This is a genomic window from Amycolatopsis vastitatis, assembly GCF_002234595.1.
Lineage (GTDB): Bacteria > Actinomycetota > Actinomycetes > Mycobacteriales > Pseudonocardiaceae > Amycolatopsis > Amycolatopsis vastitatis.
Window position 1 is genome coordinate 186,114 of sequence record NZ_NMUL01000009.1, and the last position, 20,976, is coordinate 207,089.

Here is a 20,976-nt window from a genome sequence, read left to right on the forward strand (position 1 = left end):
CCACTCGACCCCACCCGGGTTCCCCACTGGGCCCCACTCGGCCGGTGGAGGGTTCTTTCGCGGCCGTTATGCGGACGCATGGGGAACAGCTGAGGTTGCTCCGGCACCCGGGGTGGGGGATCTTGGCCACCGTCCCCACCGGGGCCCCCACCCAACCCCACCTTGCTGACCTGCGCAAACGGAACACCCGACGGAGTGGTCCGCGCGTTTGTCGCGTTGACTGTGGTGAAAAGTGGGGTACGGTGGTGGCCAGTGGGGCGGAAGGGAAGCCCCGTGGCCGTCCGAGGTGGTTCGCCGCCGGAGACGGTAGGGAGGTGGAGGCCGTGTTCCTCGGCACCCACACCCCGAAGCTGGACGACAAGGGGCGGCTCGCGCTGCCCGCGAAGTTCCGTGACGCCTTGGCGGGTGGGCTGATGCTTACCAAGGGGCAGGACCACTGCCTCTTCGTCTTCCCCCGCGCCGAGTTCGAGCAGATGGCGCGCAAGGTCGCCGAGGCCCCGTTCACCAACGAGGCGGTTCGGGCCTACCAGCGCTACCTGTTCGCCGGCACGGACGAACAACGCCCGGACGGGCAGGGGCGCATCACCATCGCGCCCGAGCTCCGCCGCTACGCGGGGCTCAGCAAGGAGTGCGTGGTGATCGGGGCGATCACCAGGCTGGAGATCTGGGACGCCCAAGCGTGGCAGGCGTACCTGGAGGAACACGAAGACAGCTACGCGAAGGCTCGAGAGGAAGTACTGCCGGGCGTCTTCTAGGCGTGCGGTCGCGGTGCACCTGCGTCGTCGGGGGACGAGAGGTTCGCCGCCCGCACGAGGAGGGGAAGCCCACCCGGATGCCGTGAGGCCTCTGTCCGCTCAACAGCCCTGGTGCACCTTCCCCGGTACCAGGTCGGCAGCGGGCGGACAGGGACCTGACGGCATCCGCCATATTTCCCCCGGGCCGCCCAGGCGAGAAAGGGGGAGGGGAACATGACGGCACCCGAGCACGTCCCGGTGCTGCTGAGGCGCATCGTCGAGCTGTTCACTCCCGTGTTCGCCGACCGCGACGGCGTCCTCGTGGACGCCACGGTCGGCCTCGGCGGGCATTCCGACGCCCTCCTCGAAGCCTTCCCGCGGCTGCGGCTCGTCGCGCTGGACCGCGACCCCGCCGCGCTCGAAAAGTCCGCCGAACGCCTGGCCCGCCACGGCGACCGCGTCGACCTCGTGCACACCGTCTACGACGGGCTGCCCGAGGCCCTCGACAGCGTGGGCGTGGAAAAAGCCGACGGCATCCTGTTCGACCTCGGCGTTTCGTCGATGCAGCTGGACCGGGCCGAGCGCGGGTTCGCCTACTCCAAGGACTCGCCGCTGGACATGCGGATGGACCCGACCACCGGGTTCACCGCCGCCGACGTGCTCAACACATACGCACCCGGAGAACTCATCAGGATCCTGCGCGACTACGGCGAGGAACGCTTCGCCCAGCGGATCGTCAAAGCGATCGTCGCCGCGCGGGAAAAGGAGCCGTTCACGAACAGCGGGCGCCTCGTCGAGCTGCTCTACGACGCCGTCCCGGCCGCCACCCGGCGGACCGGCGGGCACCCGGCCAAGCGCACGTTCCAGGCGCTGCGGATCGAGGTCAACGGCGAGCTGGAAGTGCTCCGCCGCGCCATGCCCGCCGCGCTGGGCGCGCTGGCGATGCACGGCCGGATCGTCGTCGAGTCGTATCAGTCGCTGGAGGACCGCCTGGTCAAGCAGGCGCTGGCCCAGCTCGCGAAGTCCCGCACCCCGGAAGGGCTTCCGGTGGAGCTGCCCGGCCACGGGCCGGAGCTGAAGCTCCTGACGCGGGGCGCCGAGAAGGCCGGCGAAGAGGAGATCGAACGTAACCCGCGTGCCGCTTCGGTGCGGCTGCGGGCCGCAGAGAGGATCGGAGAGCCGCGATGACCGCTCCCGCGAAGTCCCGCCGCCGGGCCGCGCCGGCGACGCGGGGCCGCAGCGAGGCCGCCCGCACCCCGGCCACCACCGAACCGGACGCGCAGCCGCTCGAGCCGGGCAAGGCCGCGCCCCGGCGTGGGTCCCGTGGCCGTACTTCCGCGGCCGAGCGCGCCTACGCGCGCCGCGCCCAGCGCGCCGACCTGCTCAAGGACCGCGCGCCGCGCCCGGAGCCGAAGACCGCCGAGCCGGGCGGGCGCAAGGTCAAGCTCAAGCTGCGGCTGCCGAAGTCGCGGGCGTCGTTCGTGCTCATGATGATGGCGCTGCTGGCCGCGGGCGTGGCCACCACGCTGTGGCTGACCACGCAGGCGATCGCCGACTCCTACCGGCTCGAGCAGCTGCGCACGACCAACGCCCACCTGGCCGAGACCAAGGAACAGCTGCAGCGGGACGTCGCGAAGGCCGAGTCGCCCGCTTCGCTGGCCCCCGCCGCCCAGCAGCTGGGCATGGTGCCCGGCGGCGACCCGGCGCGGATCGTCGTCGGTCCCGACGGCAAGACCTCGCTCGTCGGCGAGCCCAAGAAGGCCAAGGCGGACACGCCCCCCGTGGTGGTCGCGCCGCCGGTCGCGGCCGCCGCCGGCACCCAGTCGCAGCAGGGCGCGCCGGTGGAGGGCGACCAGCCCGCCGTGCCCGCCGAGGAGCAGCCCGCGCCGGCGGGAGGCGGCCAGTGATGGCTTCCACCCGGGGGCAGGCCCGCCCGCGCGCCGGCAGCGCCAGGCGGACCTACGCCGCGGGAACGCGGAGCGCCGCCGCGCGGCGGGGCAACGGCGGGCACCGCAGCCGGTTCTCCGCCGTGCGCCTGCTGCTGGTCGCCGTGCTGCTCGTCGCCGGCGTGAAACTCGTGCAGGTGCAGTGGTTCGACGCCGCGGCGCTCTCGGCCGCGGCCGAACGGCAGCGCACCCAGACCATCGACATCCCGGCCCAGCGCGGGTCCATTGTGGACCGCAACGGGGCGAAGCTGGCGTTCAGCGTCGAGGTGCGCTCGCTGTCGGTGAACCTCAAGGCGTTCCGCAAGAACATGGACGATTTCGCCGCGAAGAACCCCGGAACCAAGAAGACGTTCGACAGCGAGACCGCGGCGGCCGCGAAGTACATCGCGGCCAAGGTGCCGAGCCAGCTGACCGAGCAGCAGCTGCTCGACCTGTTCCACAAGCAGGCGTCCTTCACCTACCTCGAGCACAACGTCGAACCGTCGGTCGCCGCCGACATCGTCAAGAAGTTCCCGTGGATCGAACCCGAGAACCGGGCGCTGCGCGAGTACCCGGGTGACAACCTGGCGGCGAACATCGTCGGCGTCGCCAACTGGCGCACCGAGGACAAGGACGTCTCGAAGCACAACCTGCACGGCCTGGTCGGGCTGGAGCAGTCCCGCGACAACGACCTCGCGGGCACGCCGGGCCGGATGCTGGTCAACACCAAGAACGGCAGCGACAACGTCGTCATCCCGGGCACCGAGCGCGACCTCCAGGCCGCCGTCCCCGGCTCCGACCTCGAGCTGACCATCGACTCGGACCTGCAGTACGAGCTGCAGCGCCAGCTGACCGACTACGTGCAGCAGTCGCACGCCAAGGGCGGCCAGGCCGTTGTCATGGACTCCAAGACCGGCGAGGTCTACGCGCTGGCCAACGACAAGACGTTCGACCCGAACGACCCCTCGACCTTCAACGACCCCGAGGCGATGAACGACCGGGCGGTGACCACGCCGTTCGAGCCCGGGTCGGTGAACAAGATCGTCACCGCCACGGGCGCGATCGAGTACGGTGTCGCGACGCCCGAGTCGACGCTCGACGTGCCGGGCTCGATGCAGGTGGCCGACAAGGTCGTGCACGACGCCTGGACCCACGGCACGCAGACGTTCACCACGACCGGCGTCTTCGCCAAGTCGTCCAACATCGGCACCCTGCTGCTGGCGCAGAAGGTCGGCGAGGAGCACTACGCCGACCTGCTGAAGAAGTTCGGCCTCGGCCAGCGCACCGGCGTCGGCCTGCCCGGCGAAAGCGCGGGTTCCGTGCCCGCGCGCAGCCAGTGGTCGGCCACCACCTTCGGCAACCTGCCCATCGGGCAGGGCCTGTCGATGACCATCCTGCAGATGACCGGGATGTACCAGGCGATCGCGAACGACGGCCTGCGCGTCGAACCCCGGATCGTCAAGGCGAAGATCAACCCGGACGGCACCGCGGTGCCCGAGCCGGCGCCGAAGACGGTGCAGGTGGTCAGCCCGCAGGCGGCCAAGACGGTGCGCGACATGATGCGCGCGGTCGCCCAGAACGGCAAGGGCCTGCAGAAGGGCACCGCGACGACGGCCGCGGTCGAGGGCTACCAGATCTCCGGGAAGACGGGCACCGGCCAGCAGGTCGACCCGCGGACGAAGGCCTACAGCGACCACCTCTACAACATCACCTTCGCCGGCATCCTGCCCGCCGACCACCCCCGGTTCGTGGTGGGGATCCGGCTGGACGCGCCCGACACGACACTGCCGGTCGGGCATTCCGCCGCGCCGTTGTTCCACAGCATCGCTTCGTACCTGACGCAGCGGTACCAGATCCCGTTGTCCGACGGCGCGTCGCCGGTGGTGCCGCTCGTCATCACGCCGTAGGCACTGTCCGTGAAGGCCTCCTCACCGGCTCTCCAGAGCCGGTGAGGAGGCCTTCACGGCTTTTCCGCGTCGAGCGTCCACATCGGCCTGCCGCGACGGCGGAACCCTTGCGGCGCAATGAGGTCGGGATCGCCGCTTAGCACATGTGCCGGGCGCGCACCCAATCGCCGTACCGCGTGCGGGGGCCCGAACCGCACGCCGGTAGCCTCTTGGCCGTGTCCGTGTCCTCGTCCAGTTCCCAGGTGCCGGAAAGCCCGGTGAAAGCGGTCCCCGCGCCGCCACGCCCGGCGCGCATCGTCCCGGTCCCGCTGGCGACCCTCCTCGCCCGGGCGGACGCCCGCCTGATCGCCGGCTCGCCCGACGCGGCCGAGCTCACCGTCACCGGCACCACGCTGCGCGCGCAGCACGTGCTGCCCGGTGACCTCTTCGCCGCCCTGCCGGGCGCCCGCGCCCACGGCGCCGACTTCAGCGACCAGGCCGTCGCCGCCGGGGCCGTCGCGGTGCTCACCGACGCCGACGGCGCCGAGCGGCCCGCGCTGCGCGACGCCGGCGTCCCGATCCTCGTCCACGCCGACCCGCGTGCCGCCCTCGGCGAGATCGCCGCCTGGATCTACGGCGAGCCGTCGCTGCGGCTGGCCGTCCTCGGCGTCACCGGCACCTCCGGCAAGACCACGACGTCCTACCTGGTCGACGCCGGGCTCCAGGCCGCCGGCCTGACCACCGGCCTGATCGGCACCGTCGAGACCCGCATCGCGGGCGAGCGCCTGGTCAGCGGCTTCACCACGCCCGAGGCGCCCGACCTGCAGGCCCTGCTCGCGGTGATGCTCGAGCGCGGCGTCACGCACGTGCCGATGGAGGTCTCCAGCCACGCGCTCGCGCTGGGCCGCGTCAACGGCACCCGGTTCGCCGTCGGGGCGTTCACCAACCTCTCCCAGGACCACCTGGACTTCCACAAGGACATGCAGGAGTACTTCGCCGCGAAGTCCCTGCTGTTCGACGGCCGCTCGACCACCGAGGTCGTCGTGGTCGACAGCGCGTGGGGACAGGCCCTGCTCACCCCGCAGACGATCACCGTGACCACGGACCCCGGCACCGACGCGGCCTGGAAGGCCACCGACCTCGAGGCGACGCCGCAGGGTGAGCAGACGTTCACCCTGGACGGCCCGGACGGTGTCAGCGCCCGCGCCCGGATCCCGCTGCCCGGCGAGTTCAACGTCGCCAACGCCGTGCTCGCCGCCGCGATCCTGAGCACCGCGGGCGTGGGCATCGAGCACATCGTCGCCGGGCTCGCGCAGGTGCAGGTACCGGGCCGGATGGAGCGCGTCTACGTCGGCCAGGAGTTCACCGCCGTCGTCGACTACGCCCACAAGCCGGCCGCCGTCGCCCAGGGCCTGGACGCGCTGCGGGCCCGCGCGGACGGCCGGATCATCACCGTGCTCGGCTGCGGCGGCGACCGGGACACCGCCAAGCGCCCGATGATGGGCGAGGCCGCGGCCCGCCGCAGCGAGGTCCTGATCGTCACCGACGACAACCCCCGCTCCGAGGACCCCGCGGCGATCCGCGCCGCCATGCTCGCCGGCGCCCGCGCGGCCGGGCCGGCCGAGATCATCGAGATCGCCGACCGCCGCGAGGCCATCGCGCACGCCGTCTCACTCGCCGAGCCGGGGGACATCGTCTTCCTCGCCGGCAAGGGGCACGAATCCGGCCAGGAGGCCGGCGGTGTCGTGCACCCGTTCTCCGACCGCGACGAACTGGCCGCGGCCATTCGCAACAAACTCGAGGTGAGTGTGTGATCGTGCTCAGCCTGGCCGAGATCGCCGACGTCGTCGGCGGCCGGCTGCACCGCGCCGACGGGGGCGCGCAAGTGACCGGCAGCGTGGAGTTCGACACCCGGCAGCTCGCGCCCGGCGGCCTGTTCGTCGCCCTGCCCGGGGCGAAGGTCGACGGCCACGACTTCGCCGCCCAGGCCGTCGAGGCCGGTGCCGTGGCCGTGCTGGCCGCCCGCGAGGTCGACGCGCCCGCGATCGTCGTGCCGCGGCCCGCCGCGGGCGAGACCCACGAGCGGGCGTTCGCGCTGCACGCCGACAAGGACGGCTCCGGCGCCGCGGTGCTGGCCGCGCTCGGGAAGCTCGCCCGGTACGTCGTGCGGCGACTGGCCGAGGGCGAGCTCACCGTCGTCGGCGTCACCGGCTCTTCGGGCAAGACCTCCACCAAGGACGTCATCGCCCAGCTGATCGAGCCGCTCGGCCCGACGGTCGCGCCGCCCGGGTCGTTCAACAACGAGCTCGGCCACCCGTGGACGGCCCTGCGCGCCGACGCCCAGACCCGGCACCTGGTGCTGGAGATGTCCGCGCGCGGGCTCGGGCACATCGCCGAGCTGGCGGACATCGCGCCGCCGAAGATCGGCGTCGTGCTCAACGTCGGCACCGCGCACGTCGGCGAGTTCGGTTCGCGCGAAGGCATCGCGAAGGCCAAGGGCGAGCTGGTCGAGGCCCTGCCCGAGGACGGCCTCGCGGTGCTCAACCTCGACGACCCGCTGGTCGCGGCCATGGCGAGCCGCACGAAGGCCCGGGTGGTGTACGTCGGCGAGAGCGCGTCCGCGCAGGTCCGCGCGGCCGACATCACCCTCGACGACGAGGCCCGCGCGTCCTTCCGGCTGATCACCCCGGCCGGCGAAGCCTCGGTCAAGCTGCCGCTGCACGGCGAGCACCACGTCGGCAACGCGCTGTCCGCCGCGGCGGTCGCGCTGGAGCTGGGCGCGACGCCGACGGAGATCGCCACCCGCCTGTCCGGGCTCGAACAGCGTTCCGCGCGCCGCATGGAGGTCGTCACCAGCGCCGACGGCGTGACCTTCCTCAACGACTCCTACAACGCCAACCCCGAGTCGGTGCGGGCCGGCCTGAAGGCCCTCGCGGCGATGACGCGGGAGACCGGCCGCCGGTCCTGGGCCGTGCTCGGCGTGATGGCCGAGCTCGGCGCGGACTCGGTCACCGCGCACGACGAGATCGGCAGGCTCGTCGTGCGGCTCAACATCGCCAAGCTCGTCGTGATCGGCCCCGAGGCCGCGGCCATGCACCAGGGCGCGTGCCACGAGGGCTCCTGGGGCGAGGAAGCCGCCCTGGTCCCCGACGTCGAAGCCGCCGTCACCCTGCTACGCGACCAGCTCCGGCCGGGGGACGTGGTGCTGGTCAAGGCGTCCAAGTCCGCCGGTCTCTGGCGCGTCGTCGAGGCCCTGCTCGACCCCCGCCCGACCGACAAGTCCGAACGCTCGAACGGTGGTGACGCGTGATCAGCATCCTGATCGCGGCCGCGGCGGGCCTGCTGGTCTCCATCATGCTGACGCCCTACCTGATCCGGGTCTTCTCCCGGCAGGGCTTCGGCCAGGAGATCCGCGAGGAAGGCCCCCAGGGACACAAGTCCAAGCGCGGCACGCCGACCATGGGCGGCGTCGCGATCATCATCGCGATGGTCGTCGGCTACTTCGCCGCCCACCTGATCAACTGGATGTTCAACTCCCGCAGCGGCGCGCCGACGGCCTCCGGGCTGCTCGTGCTGATGCTCGCGGTGGGCCTGGGGATCGTCGGGTTCCTCGACGACTTCATCAAGATCCGCAAGCAGCGCAACCTGGGGCTGAACAAGACCGCGAAGCTGGTCGGGCAGCTGGTGGTCACCATCGCGTTCTCGATCCTGGTGCTGAACTTCCCGAACGAGCAGGGGCTCACGCCGGCGTCGGAGAGCCTCTCCTACGTCCGTGACCTCGCGCTGATCACCTTCCCGTCGGTGATCTTCGTGATCTTCTGCTACATCGTGATCTCCGGCTGGTCGAACGCGGTGAACTTCACCGACGGCCTCGACGGCCTGGCCGGCGGCTCGGCGGCGATGGTGCTGGCGACCTACGTCGTCATCTCGTTCTGGCAGGAGCGGCTCAACTGCGCGAACGGCCCGGCGCAGGCCTGCTACGACGTCCGCGACCCGCTGGACCTGGCCGTGGTCGCCGCCGCGGCGACCGGCGCCTGCGTCGGGTTCCTGTGGTGGAACGCGGCCCCGGCGAAGATCTTCATGGGCGACACCGGCTCGCTGGCCCTCGGCGGCCTGGTCGCCGGCCTGTCCATGACCACCCGCACCGAGCTGCTCGCCATCGTCATCGGCGGCCTGTTCATGGTCGAGATGATCTCGGTGGTCGCGCAGATCGCGGTGTTCCGGACGACCCGGCGAAGGCTGTTCCGGATGGCGCCCTTCCACCACCACTTCGAGCTCGCCGGCTGGGCCGAAACCACGGTGATCATCCGGTTCTGGCTGCTCTCGGCGATCTGCTGCATGTTCGGGCTGGGCTTGTTCTACAGCGAGCAGCTGGGCTTCGGAGGATAGAACCAGTGGCGCGAAGCGCCTCCGCTGAGGGCGGTGGCGGGGAGGAAGGTCGGAAGTTGGAGATCGCGGGTCGTCACGTTCTCGTCGCCGGGGCCGGGGTCACCGGGAAGTCGATCGTGCCCGTGCTCGTCGACCTTGGCGCGCGCGTCACGGTCACCGACGGCAACGCCGACCGTCTCGCCGAGCTGGAAGGCCTCGGGGCCGAGCTGGTCCCGGGCCTGACCGAGCCTCCCGAGGGCACGGTCCTCGTCGTCACCAGCCCGGGCTGGCGCCCGACGTCGCCGCTGCTCGTGGCCGCCGCCGAGGCGGGTGTCGAGGTGATCGGCGACGTCGAGCTGGCCTGGCGGGTCGGGCGGCTGCGCGAGCACCCGCCGTCGTGGCTGGTGGTCACCGGGACCAACGGCAAGACGACCACGGTCGGCATGCTCGAGTCGATCCTCAAGGCGGCCGGCAGCAACGCCGTGGCCTGCGGGAACATCGGCTACGCGGCGCTCGACGCGGTCCGCGCCGGCTACGACGTGCTGGCTGTGGAGCTGTCCAGTTTCCAGCTGCACTGGTCCTCGACGCTGGCCCCGGACGCCGCCGTGGTGCTCAACCTGGCCGAGGACCACATCGACTGGCACGGCTCGATGGACGAGTACGCGGCCGCCAAGGGACGCGTGTACGCCCGCACCAAGGTCGCCGTGCACAACGCCGACGACGAGTGGTCCACCCGGATCGCCGAAGAGCACGCTCCGGAGAGCGCCCGTCGCGTCGGCTTCCAGCTCGACACCCCGCGCGCCGGTGAACTCGGGATCGTCGAGGACCTGCTGGTCGACCGGGCTTTCGTCGCCGACCCGGCGACCAGCGCCGAAGAGCTCGCGACGCTGTCCGACGTCCGCCCGGCGGGCCCGCACAACGTCGCGAACGCCCTCGCCGCGGCCGCGCTGGCCCGCGCCCACGGCGTCTCGCCGGACGCCGTGCTGAAGGGCCTGCGCGAGTACCAGCCCGCGCCGCACCGGGCCGTCGAGGTCGCCGAAGTGGCCGGGGTCCGGTACGTCAACGACTCGAAGGCGACCAACCCGCACGCGGCCGCCGGGTCGCTGCGGGCGCACGAGTCGATCGTGTGGATCGCCGGGGGCCAGCTCAAGGGCGCCTCCGTCGACGAGCTGGTGAGCAGCATCGCGGGCCGCCTGCGCGGAGTCGTGCTCCTCGGCGTCGATTCACCCGTGATCGCCGCCGCTGTTGCGCGACACGCGCCGGATGTCCCGGTGAACAGCCTCCGTCCGGGTGACGATGAACCCATGACTGCGGCGGTGAGTGCGGCCAGCGCGATGGCCCGGCCCGGAGACGTGGTGCTGCTGGCACCCGCCGCGGCGTCGTTGGACATGTTCTCGAGCTACGGCGCGCGCGGCGACGCGTTCGCCGCGGCCGTGCGTGTCCTGCGCGACGACGCAGCGGGGGAGCCGAGTGACGACAGCTGACCCCAAGCCCGGTGTACCGCCGAAGCGGCCACGCCGCGAGCGCAAGGAGAGCGGGTTCGTCGCCGTCCGGACCGCGCTGACCGCGTGGCTTTCGCGCCCGCTGGCGTCGTTCCACCTCGTGCTCGCCCTCACCGGCGTGCTCACCGTCATCGGCATCGTCATGGTGCTGTCGGCGTCGTCGGTCGCCTCCTACAACCCGAAGACCGGCAGCGGCGTGTACTCGCTGTTCGTCAAGCACCTCGTGTTCGTCGCCATCGGCTCGGTCGTGTTCTGGCTGGGCCTGCGGGTGAAGCTGGAGCGGATCCGGCGGATGTCGGCCACCGCGACGGTGATCTGCCTGGGCCTGCTGGTGCTCGTGCTCACCCCGCTCGGCTCGACGGTCAACGGCTCGCAGGGCTGGTTCAAGATCGGCGAGTTCACCTTCCAGCCCGTCGAGGCCGCGAAGGTCGCGCTGGCCTTCTGGGGCGCCCACATCCTGGTCATCAAGTACAACGTGATCCACCAGTGGCGGCACCTGCTGGTGCCGGTGGTGCCGATCGCGCTGCTGATGTTCGCCCTGGTCATGCTGCAGCCCGACCTCGGCGGCACGGTCACCCTCGCCGTCGTCCTGCTGGCGCTGCTGTGGTTCGCCGGCGCCCCGAAACGGCTGTTCGGGGTGATCCTCGCCGGCGGCCTGGCCGGCGTGCTCGTGCTCGCGGTCATCGCGCCCTACCGGCTCGCCCGGGTCATGTCGTTCCTCTCGCCGGACGCCGACGTCACCGCCGAGGGCTTCCAGGCCAACCAGGCCAAGCTCGCGCTGGCCGACGGCGGGTTCCTCGGCAAGGGTCTCGGCCAGGGCACCTCCAACTGGGGCTACCTGCCGAACGTGCAGAACGACTTCATCTTCGCCCTGATCGGCGAAGAGCTCGGGCTGATCGGCTGCGTCGTCGTGCTGCTGCTCTTCGGCGGGGTCGCCGTCGTCGGCCTGCGGATCGCCACCCGCAACATCGACCCGTGGATCCGGATCGTCTCCGGCACGCTGACGGTGTTCCTCGTCGCGCAGGCCGGCATCAACATCGGGTACGTCGTCGGCCTGCTGCCGGTCACCGGCGTCACCCTGCCGCTGATCTCCTACGGCGGGACGTCGCTGGTGATCACCATGCTCATCATGGGGGTGCTCGCGAACGCCGCCCGGCACGAACCGGAGGCGGTGGCCGCACTGCGCACACAGGGGCCGGGTAAATTCGGGCGACTGCTGCGGCTGCCCGCGCCCGACCCGTACCGCCCGCCGGCCACTCGCAAGGCGGCGGGACGGAGTGGGGCGAAGGCGGCCAGGCCGGCGCCCCGTGCGGCGCGGCCCGCCCCGGCACAGGAACGACGGAGGTCGGTCCGCGAACCGGTGCGCCGCAGCGCGGCACGGACGAGCGCGGCCACGTCTCGCGGGGCCACGCGGACAACAGCGAGCCGTGGTACCCGGAGTACCGCGAACCGGAGAGGTCATCGGTGAGTAACCCCGTCAAGGGAGCCGGGCGATCGGCCACGGGCAAGGCGCCCGTGGTCGTGGTCGCCGGAGGTGGCAGCGCAGGACACATCGAACCCGCCCTCGCGCTGGCCGACGCCGTCATGCGGCTGCGCCCGGACGCGACGGTCGTGGCGCTCGGCACCGAGCGCGGCCTGGAGAACAAGCTGGTCCCGGCCCGCGGCTACCCGCTTGAGCTGATCCCGCCGGTGCCGATGCCGCGCAAGCCGACCCCGGAGCTGATCCGGCTGCCGCTGAAGGTCCGCGACTCGGTGCGGAAGACCCGCGAGGTGCTGGAGCGGGTCGGCGCGGACGTCGTCGTCGGCTTCGGCGGCTACGTCGCCCTCCCGGCTTACCTGGCCGCCCGCGGGCGCATCCCGATCGTCGTGCACGAGGCCAACCAGTCGCCGGGCCTGGCGAACAAGGTCGGCGCGCGGTTCGCCAAGCGCGTCGCCGTCGCCGTCCCGGGCACGCCGCTGCCGAAGGCCGAGGTCGTCGGGATCCCGCTGCGGCCGTCGATCACGTCGCTGGACCGGGCCGCGCTGCGGGCCGAGGCCCGCGCGCACTTCGGCCTGGACCCGGACGCGCCGACGCTGCTGGTGTTCGGCGGTTCGCAGGGCGCGGTGTCGATCAACAACGCCGTGTCGGGCGCGGCGAAGGACTTCGCGGACGCCGGCGTCGGCGTGCTGCACGCGCACGGCCCGAAGAACACCCTGGTCGTGCAGGAGTTCCCGGGCAGGCCGGCGTACCTGCCGGTGCCGTACCTGGAGCGGATGGACCTGGCCTACGCGGCGGCCGACGCCACGGTGTGCCGTTCGGGCGCGATGACCGTCGCCGAGGTGACCGCGGTCGGGCTGCCCGCGGTGTTCGTCCCGCTGCCCTACGGCAACGGTGAGCAGGCCAGCAACGCCCGGCCCGCCGTCGACGCCGGGGCCGCGCTGATGGTCGAAGACGCCGACCTCACCCCGGCGAAGGTCGCCGAACTCGTCGTCCCGCTGGTCACCGACGCCGACCGCGTCGCGAAGATGAGCGCGGCGGCGGTCGGCATGGGGCACCGCCAAGCCGACGAAGTACTCGCCAAGATCGTCCTGGAGGCCGCCGGTGTCTGAGTCGGTACAGCCTGAGCTTCCGGAAAGCCTGCGCCGGGCCCACCTGATCGGGATCGGCGGCGCCGGCATGTCCGGTATTGCGCGGATCCTGCTGGCCCGGGGCGCTTTCGTGTCGGGCTCGGACGCCAAGGAGTCGCGGGCGCTGCTGTCGCTGCGTGCCCAGGGCGCCGAGCTGTTCGTGGGCCAGAGCGCGGCGAACATTTCGTCGCTGTCGGAGCCGCCGTCCGCGGTCGTCGTCTCGACGGCGATCAAGGAGACCAACCCGGAGCTGGCGGCGGCCCGCGCCGCCGGCATCCCGGTGCTGCACCGGGCCCAGGCCCTGGCCGGGCTGATGGAAGGCCACCGCGTCGCCTGCATCGCGGGTACGCACGGCAAGACGTCGACGACGTCGATGCTCACCGTGGCGTTGCAGTACTGCCGGCTCGACCCGTCGTTCGCCATCGGCGGCGACCTCAACGAGTCCGGCGCCAACGCCCACCACGGCGAGGGCGGCGTCTTCGTCGCCGAGGCCGACGAGAGCGACGGCTCGTTCCTGACGTACGTGCCGTCGGTCGCGGTGGTGACGAACGTCGAGCCGGACCACCTGGACCACCACGGCACCGCCGAGGCCTACACGAAGGTGTTCCGGGACTTCGTCGACCGGATCGAGCCGGGCGGCCTGCTGATCGTCTGCGCCGACGACGAAGGGGCCCACGCGCTCGGCGACGAAGCCGCGAAGCGCGGTGTCCGGGTGCAGCGGTACGGCCGCTCGGTCAGCGGGGCCGACGACGCCGAAATCACGTCCTACGAGCCGCTGCCCGACGGCGGGATCGTGCGGATCTCGCTGCGGGGCGAGCCGCTCGACGTCAAGGTCGCCGTGCCGGGCGAGCACATGGCGCTGAACGCGGTCGCGGCCCTGCTGGCCGGGATCGAGCTGGGCGCGCCCGTGTCCGGGCTGGCCGAAGGGCTCGCGGCGTTCGGCGGGGTGCGGCGGCGGTTCGAGTTCAAGGGCCGGGCCGGCGACGTCCGCGTCTACGACGACTACGCGCACCACCCGACCGAGGTGGCCGCGCAGCTGCGCGCGGTGCGGACGGCGGCCGGTACCGGCCGGGTCCTCGTGGTGTTCCAGCCGCACCTCTACTCGCGGACCAAGACGTTCTCGGCGGAGTTCGCTTCCGCGTTGTCGCTGGCCGACGAGGTCGTCGTGCTGGACGTCTACGGCGCGCGCGAGGAGCCGGAACCGGGCGTCACCGGTGCGCTGATCGCCGACCGGGTGACGGCGGCGGTGCACTACGAGCCGGCCTTCGACGTCGCCGCGCCGCTGGTGGCCGGGCTGGCCAAGCCGGGCGACCTCGTGGTGACCATGGGGGCCGGGGACGTGACGCAGCTGGGCCCGGAGATCCTCGCCGAGCTGGACAAGCGCTGAGGCCATGAGCTCGACCAGGGAACGCCGCCGTCCGTCCGAAGAGGACGAACGGGATCGTGCCGCCCTGGCGCGGGAACGGCGGGGCCGGCGGTCCGAAGAGGAACGCCGCCGGACCCGCGTCTCCCGGTCGGGTCCGCGCAACCGGCCCCACCGCCACGTCGAGATCCGCCGCCGGTGGATCGCGCTGCTGAGCGTGCTCACCCTGGTGGCGATGGTGTACCTGCTGTTCTTCAGCTCGATGCTCGGGGCGCAGGACGTCTCGGTCAGCGGCTCGCGCACGGTGCCCGCCGACCAGATCCGCACGGTGGCGGCGGTGCCGTCCGGCAAGCCGATGCTGCGGCTGAGCACCGACGAGATCCGCGACCGGGTGGCGGCGATGCCGGGCATCGCGACGGTCGAGGTGTCGCGGTCGTGGCCGAACACGGTCGAGATCACGGTGACCGAGCGGACGGCGATCGCGTTCTTCGACAGCGGCCCGGGCGGCGACGGAGTGCATCTGGTCGACGGCGGCGGCGTGGTGTTCAAGACGGTCTCCGCCCGGCCGCCGGGCCTGCCGGAGCTGAAGCTGCCGAAGGTGTCGGCGGACGACCCGGTGACCCGGGCGGTCACCGCGGTGCTCGGCGTGATCCCGGAGCAGCTGCTCAAGCAGGTCACGACGGCGACGGCGAAGACGCCGGCGAGCGTGGAGTTCACACTGGCCGGCGGCAAGATCGTCCGCTGGGGGACGGCGGAGCAGACGGACCGCAAGGCGAAGGTCCTGGCCGCGCTGCTCACCCAGGAGGGCAAGATCTACGACGTCGCGGCGCCCGAACTGCCGACCATCACCTCCTGAAGTCCTTTTTCACGTGCACCCGGCATTCCGTATGCCGTACGATCTCGTACGTCATACGGAAACGAGGAGGGTGCGATGACGATCCTGGTGACGGGCGCGACCGGCAGTGTCGGCCGGTTGGTGGTCGACGAGCTGGTCGCGGCGGGGGTGCCGGTGCGGGCGCTGACCGTCGATCCTGCGCGAGCTTCGCTGCCGCCCGAGGCGGAGGTGGTCGTCGGGTCGCTCGCGAAGCCGTCGACGCTGCCGGTGGCGCTGAAGGGCGTCTCGGCGGTGTACCTGGCGCCGATGGCGAGGACCGTGCGGCGGTTCTGCGAGCTGGCGTCGGAGGCGGGCGTCGAGCGGGTCGTCGCGCTGTCGGGCAGCAGCGTCGGCGACGGCCACGAGGGGTCCAGCGGGAACGAGTACGCCGCCGTCGAGGCCGCGGTCCGCGACGCCGGGTTCGCCTGGACGTTCCTGCGGCCCGGCGCGTTCATGAACAACACGCTCGACTGGGCGGACATGGTCCGCGCGGGGGAGGTCGCGATGGCCTACGGCGACGCGACGCAGACCCCGATCGACCTCGGCGACATCGCGGCCGTGGCCGGCCGGGTGCTGCTCTCGGACGGGCACGTCGGGGCCACGCACGTCCTCAGCGGACCGGAAGCGATCAGTCTGCGCGGGCAGGTCGCGACGCTGGAATCGGTGCTGGGCAAGGAAATCCGGTTCCGCGAGCTGACCCGCGCCGAGCAGCGCGCGCAGTGGGTCGGGTTCGGCGTGCCGGAGGCGGCCGTCGACTGGCTGCTCGACGGCTTCGAGGAGACCCTGCGGCACCCCCAGGCGCCGACCGGCGTCGTCGAAGAGCTGCTGGGCCGTCCGGGGACGACGTACGCTTCGTGGGTCGCGGCGCGGCAGGACGTCTTCGCCTAGGTGCGCGTCCGGGACATCCCGGCCAGGCCGATCAGCGGGAGCACGCCGGCGAACACGACGACCGCCGTCCAGCCGCCGAGGTGGTAGGCGATCGAGCCCGCCTGCGAGCCGATCGCGCCCCCGACGAAGAACGTGCCGAGGTAGACGCTGTTGATCCGGGCGCGGGCCGCCGGGTCGAGCTGGTAGATCGTGTGCTGGCCGACCACCAGCGTCGTCTGGACGGACGAGTCGACGGCGATCGCGGCGATCGCCAGCAGCACGACGCTGTGCGCGCCGAACCCGGCGAGGGCGAAGGCCGCGGCGCAGAGCACGAAGGCGCCCGCGGTGAGCCGCCGTCCGTGGCCGTGGTCCGACCACCGCCCGGCCAGCGGCGCCACCGCGGCGCCGGCGGCCCCCGCCAGCGCGAACAGGCCGACGCCGAGCTGGGAGTAGTTGAACGGCGGCGCGGTCAGCACGAAGGCGATGGTCGTCCAGAACGCGCTGAACGCGCCGAACATCGCCGACTGGTACAGGGCGCGGTGACGCAGTGGCGGGTGCTTCCGGGCCATGGCCAGCGTCGAGCGGAGCAACTGTCCATAGCGGACGTCCGTCTTGGACGCCCGGCGCGGCAGGATGAAGCGCAGCACGACGGCGAGCACGGCCATCGCCGCGGCGGAGATCAGGAACACGACGCGCCAGCCGGTCACCTCGGCGAGCAGGCTGGCGACCACGCGCGAAAGCAGGATGCCGAACAGCAGCCCGCTCACGACCCGCCCGACGATCCGGCCGCGGATGGCGTCGGGGGAGATGTCGGCGGCGAACGGGACGAGGATCTGCACGACGACCGACGCGGCCCCGACCAGCAGCGAGGCGATCAGCAGCACGGCGAACCCGGGCGCGACCCCGGTGACGACGAGGCCGGCGCAGGCGAGCGCCAGCAGGGTGGCGACGAGCCCGCGGTTCTCGAGCCGGTCGCCGAGCGGAACGAGCAGCAGCATCCCGGCGGCGTACCCGATCTGGGTGGCGGTGACGACCCCGCCGGCGGCGGCCTCGCCGACGCCGTAGGTGTGCCGCAGCTCCGCGAGCAGCGGCTGGGCGTAGTAGAGGTTGGCGACGGTCAGTCCACAAGAGACGGCCAGGAGCAGGACGAGCCACCCTGGTGGGGCTTTTTGTTCGGTCTCGGTCATGCGAGCGTGCCCCCAAGGATGTGGAACCGGTTTGATCGGTTCCCGACGGTACCAGTCAAACCGGTTCCGGCGTACTGTGACCCGTATGACGGACCGATTCCGCTCGGGGGCGGGCAGACTGTGCCTCGACTTCATCCGCACGCTGCGCTACCGCGGCACGCCATCGGAGTCGGAGGAGTTCCCGGACGCGGCGGCGTGGGGAGCGTGGATCGACCAGTTCGGTCCGTTCCCGGCCCCGGCCCAGCCCGCTTCGGTGGATGAGGCTCGTGCTTTGCGGGAGGCTGTTCACTCGCTGCTCACCGGGGAGGTGCGCGACCCGGTGCGCCGCCGGCTGAACCGCTTCGCGGCTTTGCCGGTGCCCGCGCCTTCGCTGACTTCGTCGGGCGAACTGCGTTGGCAGGCTTCGGATCCGGCGTCGGCGATGCTGGCGTTGCTGGCGCGGGACGCGCTGGACTTGGTGACGTCACCGGAGTTCGGGCGGGTCCGGCGGTGTGCCGGTCCCCGGTGTGGCGCCCTGTTCCTGGACACGTCGCGGCCCGGGACGCGGCGGTGGTGCTCGATGGAGATCTGCGGGAACCAGGCGAAGAAGTCGACTTATCGAGCGAAGGCCACGGCTTCCTGACGCGCTCATGCGAGTACGCGACTAAACGCTGCGTGATCTTGTAGGTGCGAAGAGTGCTCGCTACCGTGATGACCATGAAACTCAGGAAGCTTGCCGGGACGTGTGACGATGGTACGTGCCCGACTGTCTACCTGTCGGATCGCAACACCCTCGTGCTGCAGGGTGACGCGGTGCTGAGCGCTGAAGGCCTGGTCTCCGCTCCCCATGAACAGGCTGTCGAACTGTCGGTGGAACTCGTCGAGGAGGCATTGCGTGCGCTTGGGCGCTGAGTGGATGAGATACTTCGACGAGTTCACGCTCTCGGCGTTCCGTCTCGAGATGCAGCAGACCTACACGATCCCGGCCGAGCGGTCCAATGTCGAACTGTTCCTGGCCGGCGGTGAACGCCCTCTGGGGCACAATGCCGCGTGGCGTGGCCGTATCGAGGAGATTGTCGCGTCCGGCCGGACCGTTCAGCGCGCCAAAGCGGTCCGGCGGCCGTTGACCGATTATCTTCGCTACCAGTGCGCGTGGAGTATTCCCGGAAATGTCGCTGCCGGCGAGGACTACCGGATGGTCGATATCACGGAGAACGACCGGGACTTGCCGGAACAGGATTTCTGGCTTTTCGACGAGGTGATGGTGGTGCATCTCGACTACAATCCCGACGGTACATTCGTCGGTGCTGAGCTGGTTGAGGAGCCTGATCTGGCGCAGTACCGTCGTTGGCGAGAGGTAGCTTTGAGTCACGGGGTGGCGTTTGGCGAATGGGATGCTGGAGCCGGACCAGCAGGATGAGCAGCGTGCGACCTTGGCGGAGCTGCTTCGCGAGTTGCGGCAGGCTGCTGGTCTTTCGGGCGAAAGGCTGGCAGCCCGATGTGCGATGAGCCAGGCGAAGATCAGCCGCATGGAGACGGGCAAGATTCTCCCATCGGTGATCGATGTCGAACAGATCGTCGCGGCGCTGGCCGTTCCCGACGATGCCGCCGAAAAGCTCGTGGCGCTTGCTCGGGTCGCCAACGTCGGGTACACCTCCTGGCGGTCGTTGGCGCGCACCGGGCTTTGGCGTGGTCAGCTCGAGATCAAGGCGCTGCACGAGTCGTCGCAGGTGGTCCGGCAGTTTCTGCCCGCGATCCCCAGCGGCCTGCTTCAGACGCCGGACTACGCGCGGCAGGTGCTCACTTCGACTGTCAAGGGCCGGCCGGAGCGTGATGTCGACAAGATGCTCGAAGCCCGGTTGTCCTGGCAGCGGGTGCTGGAGGAAACGGATCGGCGGTTCGAGTTCGTGTTGACCGAGCAGGCGGTCCGCTGGCGGCGAGCGCCGGTCTCCGTGATGGCTGGCCAGTCGGCGAACCTCGCTGCGCTGAGTGAGCGGGAGAACGTCGAGATCTCGGTAGTCCCGCTGTCGAGTGAGATCCGGGCATCTCCCTTGAACCTCTTCGTGATCTACGACGAACGGCTCGTCACGGTCGAGTTGTTCTCCGGCACTGTCGCACTGCGTGGCCCGAGAGACATCGCCTATCACCTCGAGTTGTTCGAGTTCTTCCGATCACATGCTCTGACGGGCGAAGAAGCGACCGGCCTTCTTTGCTCGATCGCCGAGGAATTCAGGCGGGAAACCGAATAATCTCTCTATGTGCACACGAGAGTAGCTCTGGCATTCCTCTTCGAAGGGATGTCACGCTTCCCTCATGGAGAACATCACTCGCACTGCGGCGACTGCAAGGGAAAGGGCTGCGGAAGCTGCGATGGCACCGGCACGATCACCATTGTCGAAGACTGACCCGCTGCTGCGCCCCGGTTTCGTGCCCGAGGAATTCCGTTTCGGCGCCAGGGTGCAGACCTTCTACCGCGGCCCTTACCCGACCGAAGGACCAACGGAGACAACGGACCCGGCAGGCCGCAAGCTGTGGATGTACATGTATGCCCACTTCGTGTTCTGCTGGCCCGAAGGCGCCACGCAGGTTCACGTCAGCCACGGCACCCTGGCCGGCCCCAAGATGACCCTCTGGACCGACATCCGGATCGCCGGGCGCTTCTCCGGCGCGGTTCTCGCGGACTTCGGCCGAACGTGGGTGATCGCGCACCTGGCGAAGTTCGCCGGGTGACAGGCCCCTCGCCTGACAGCGAGGGGCCGGGGACGAACCTCAGGCCAGTGCCGCGTCCATCGTGATCGTCGTGCCCGCCAACGCCTTCGAGACCGGGCAGGTCTTCTCCGCCGTCTCCGCGTACTCCGCGAACTGCTCGGCCGAGACGCCCTGGATGGACGCTCGCAGGGTGATCGCGATGCCGCTGATCTCGAAGCCGCCGCCGGCCGCCGGGCCCAGCGTCACCTCCGCGCTCACGTCGATCGAGTCCGCCGTCAGCTTCTGGGACTCCAGCACGCCCGACAGGTTCATCGCCAGGCAGGACGAGTGCGCCGCCGCGATGAGCTCCTCCGGGCTCGTCTGGCCGTCCGGGTCGCCCGCGCGGGCCGGGAACGACACGTTGAACGTGCCCGCGTTGGACGAGTCCAGCGTGACCTCGCCCTTTCCGCTGTTCAGTCCGCCGACCCAGTGGGTGGTCGCGTCACGGCTGGGCATGAAGCCTCCTCAGATCTCGGGTGTGTACGCGGCGACCGATGCCGTCAGCCGTCGCAAGGTGGCGATGAGCTGCCGCCGCGAAGTGTCGTCGAGGCCGAGTGCGCAGCCGATCGCCGAGGGGACGCCCGCGGCGCGCGTGCGCACCGCCCGGCCCTCCTCGGTCAGGCTGACCACCACCGTGCGTTCGTCCGCGGGCCACCGCGTCCGCGTCACCAGCCCGTTGGCCTCGAGTCGTTTGAGCAGCGGGGAAAGCGTGCCGTAGTCCAGGTGCAGTGCCTCGCCGATCTCCTTGACCGGCCGCTCGTCCGACTCCCACAGCACCAGCAGCACGAGGTACTGCGGGTAGGTGAGACCCAGTTCGCCGAGCAGGGGACGGTACGTGTCCGTCACCGCGCGCGACGCCGCGTAGAGCGCGAAGCAGGCTTGCTCTTCCAACAGGAACTCGTCCGGCACGCCATGAACCTAGCCCCCGATTACATC

21 protein-coding genes are annotated in these 20,976 nt (G+C 71.2%); 18 read left to right on the forward strand and 3 right to left on the reverse strand.

Annotation, left to right across the window (positions count from 1 at the left end):
• The first annotated feature begins 323 nt into the window (after nt 1-323).
• From mraZ to CF165_RS11990, 13 genes are all read left to right on the forward strand, one after another.
• A complete protein-coding gene (gene mraZ / locus CF165_RS11930) occupies nt 324-755 on the forward strand; it encodes a division/cell wall cluster transcriptional repressor MraZ (RefSeq protein ID WP_093947669.1) in 432 nt (143 codons plus the stop codon).
• A 213-nt stretch (nt 756-968) separates the two neighbouring features.
• Nucleotides 969-1,922 carry a 16S rRNA (cytosine(1402)-N(4))-methyltransferase RsmH gene (gene rsmH, locus CF165_RS11935; RefSeq protein ID WP_093947541.1) on the forward strand — a complete coding sequence of 318 codons (954 nt, stop codon included), beginning with the start codon at nt 969-971 and terminating at the stop codon, nt 1,920-1,922.
• Complete coding sequence (gene ftsL / locus CF165_RS11940; protein ID WP_093947542.1) at nt 1,919-2,641, forward strand: cell division protein FtsL; 723 nt, start codon at nt 1,919-1,921, stop codon at nt 2,639-2,641. The genes rsmH and ftsL overlap by 4 nt, the downstream gene beginning before the upstream one ends.
• On the forward strand, nt 2,641-4,566 hold the full coding sequence (locus CF165_RS11945) for a peptidoglycan D,D-transpeptidase FtsI family protein (protein WP_167441419.1): 1,926 nt from the start codon (nt 2,641-2,643) through the stop codon (nt 4,564-4,566). Before ftsL ends, CF165_RS11945 begins: the two co-directional genes overlap by 1 nt.
• Before the next feature lie 257 nt (nt 4,567-4,823).
• The gene (locus CF165_RS11950; RefSeq protein ID WP_093947544.1) at nt 4,824-6,359 is read left to right on the forward strand and encodes a UDP-N-acetylmuramoyl-L-alanyl-D-glutamate--2,6-diaminopimelate ligase; all 1,536 of its coding nucleotides are present in this window, start codon (nt 4,824-4,826) and stop codon (nt 6,357-6,359) included.
• The gene (locus CF165_RS11955; protein ID WP_093947545.1) at nt 6,356-7,855 is read left to right on the forward strand and encodes a UDP-N-acetylmuramoyl-tripeptide--D-alanyl-D-alanine ligase; all 1,500 of its coding nucleotides are present in this window, start codon (nt 6,356-6,358) and stop codon (nt 7,853-7,855) included. The genes CF165_RS11950 and CF165_RS11955 overlap by 4 nt, the downstream gene beginning before the upstream one ends.
• Entirely contained in the window at nt 7,852-8,934 is a 1,083-nt protein-coding gene (gene mraY, locus CF165_RS11960; protein WP_093947546.1) for a phospho-N-acetylmuramoyl-pentapeptide-transferase, read from the forward strand. The genes CF165_RS11955 and mraY overlap by 4 nt, the downstream gene beginning before the upstream one ends.
• A 56-nt stretch (nt 8,935-8,990) precedes the next feature.
• Nucleotides 8,991-10,397: a UDP-N-acetylmuramoyl-L-alanine--D-glutamate ligase gene (murD, locus tag CF165_RS11965; protein WP_093947547.1), complete on the forward strand. Its 1,407-nt coding sequence runs from the start codon at nt 8,991-8,993 to the stop codon at nt 10,395-10,397.
• Complete coding sequence (gene ftsW, locus CF165_RS11970) at nt 10,384-11,883, forward strand: putative lipid II flippase FtsW (protein WP_093947548.1); 1,500 nt, start codon at nt 10,384-10,386, stop codon at nt 11,881-11,883. Before murD ends, ftsW begins: the two co-directional genes overlap by 14 nt.
• Nucleotides 11,880-13,004 (forward strand): undecaprenyldiphospho-muramoylpentapeptide beta-N-acetylglucosaminyltransferase, encoded by a 1,125-nt coding sequence (gene murG / locus CF165_RS11975; RefSeq protein WP_093947549.1) that lies wholly within the window; start codon nt 11,880-11,882, stop codon nt 13,002-13,004. Before ftsW ends, murG begins: the two co-directional genes overlap by 4 nt.
• On the forward strand, nt 12,997-14,409 hold the full coding sequence (murC, locus tag CF165_RS11980; RefSeq protein ID WP_093947550.1) for a UDP-N-acetylmuramate--L-alanine ligase: 1,413 nt from the start codon (nt 12,997-12,999) through the stop codon (nt 14,407-14,409). Before murG ends, murC begins: the two co-directional genes overlap by 8 nt.
• 4 nt (nt 14,410-14,413) lie before the next feature.
• Complete coding sequence (locus CF165_RS11985) at nt 14,414-15,241, forward strand: cell division protein FtsQ/DivIB (protein WP_093947551.1); 828 nt, start codon at nt 14,414-14,416, stop codon at nt 15,239-15,241.
• A gap of 75 nt (nt 15,242-15,316) precedes the next feature.
• Nucleotides 15,317-16,147 carry an NAD(P)H-binding protein gene (locus CF165_RS11990; protein ID WP_093947552.1) on the forward strand — a complete coding sequence of 277 codons (831 nt, stop codon included), beginning with the start codon at nt 15,317-15,319 and terminating at the stop codon, nt 16,145-16,147.
• On the opposite strand, the gene CF165_RS11995 is transcribed toward CF165_RS11990, so the two are convergent.
• Nucleotides 16,144-17,313, reverse strand: a complete 1,170-nt coding sequence (locus CF165_RS11995) for an MFS transporter (protein ID WP_093947553.1) — start codon at nt 17,311-17,313, stop codon at nt 16,144-16,146. The two genes, CF165_RS11990 and CF165_RS11995, sit on opposite strands and share 4 nt — an antisense overlap.
• A gap of 85 nt (nt 17,314-17,398) precedes the next feature.
• Here CF165_RS11995 and CF165_RS12000 point away from each other — a divergent pair, with 85 nt between their 5' ends.
• From CF165_RS12000 to CF165_RS52525, 5 genes are all read left to right on the forward strand, one after another.
• Nucleotides 17,399-17,935 (forward strand): CGNR zinc finger domain-containing protein, encoded by a 537-nt coding sequence (locus CF165_RS12000; protein WP_093947554.1) that lies wholly within the window; start codon nt 17,399-17,401, stop codon nt 17,933-17,935.
• A 74-nt stretch (nt 17,936-18,009) separates the two neighbouring features.
• Entirely contained in the window at nt 18,010-18,204 is a 195-nt protein-coding gene (locus CF165_RS12005; protein WP_167441420.1) for a hypothetical protein, read from the forward strand.
• Between the two features lie 4 nt (nt 18,205-18,208).
• Entirely contained in the window at nt 18,209-18,712 is a 504-nt protein-coding gene (locus tag CF165_RS12010) for a DUF6879 family protein (protein WP_240521546.1), read from the forward strand.
• Complete coding sequence (locus CF165_RS12015) at nt 18,687-19,541, forward strand: helix-turn-helix domain-containing protein (protein ID WP_093947556.1); 855 nt, start codon at nt 18,687-18,689, stop codon at nt 19,539-19,541. Before CF165_RS12010 ends, CF165_RS12015 begins: the two co-directional genes overlap by 26 nt.
• A gap of 64 nt (nt 19,542-19,605) precedes the next feature.
• The gene (locus CF165_RS52525; RefSeq protein WP_240521547.1) at nt 19,606-20,022 is read left to right on the forward strand and encodes a hypothetical protein; all 417 of its coding nucleotides are present in this window, start codon (nt 19,606-19,608) and stop codon (nt 20,020-20,022) included.
• 39 nt (nt 20,023-20,061) lie between these two features.
• On the opposite strand, the gene CF165_RS12025 is transcribed toward CF165_RS52525, so the two are convergent.
• Entirely contained in the window at nt 20,062-20,496 is a 435-nt protein-coding gene (locus CF165_RS12025; RefSeq protein ID WP_093947557.1) for an OsmC family peroxiredoxin, read from the reverse strand.
• 9 nt (nt 20,497-20,505) lie between these two features.
• Entirely contained in the window at nt 20,506-20,949 is a 444-nt protein-coding gene (locus CF165_RS12030) for a MarR family winged helix-turn-helix transcriptional regulator (protein WP_093947558.1), read from the reverse strand.
• Nucleotides 20,950-20,976 lie beyond the last annotated feature (27 nt).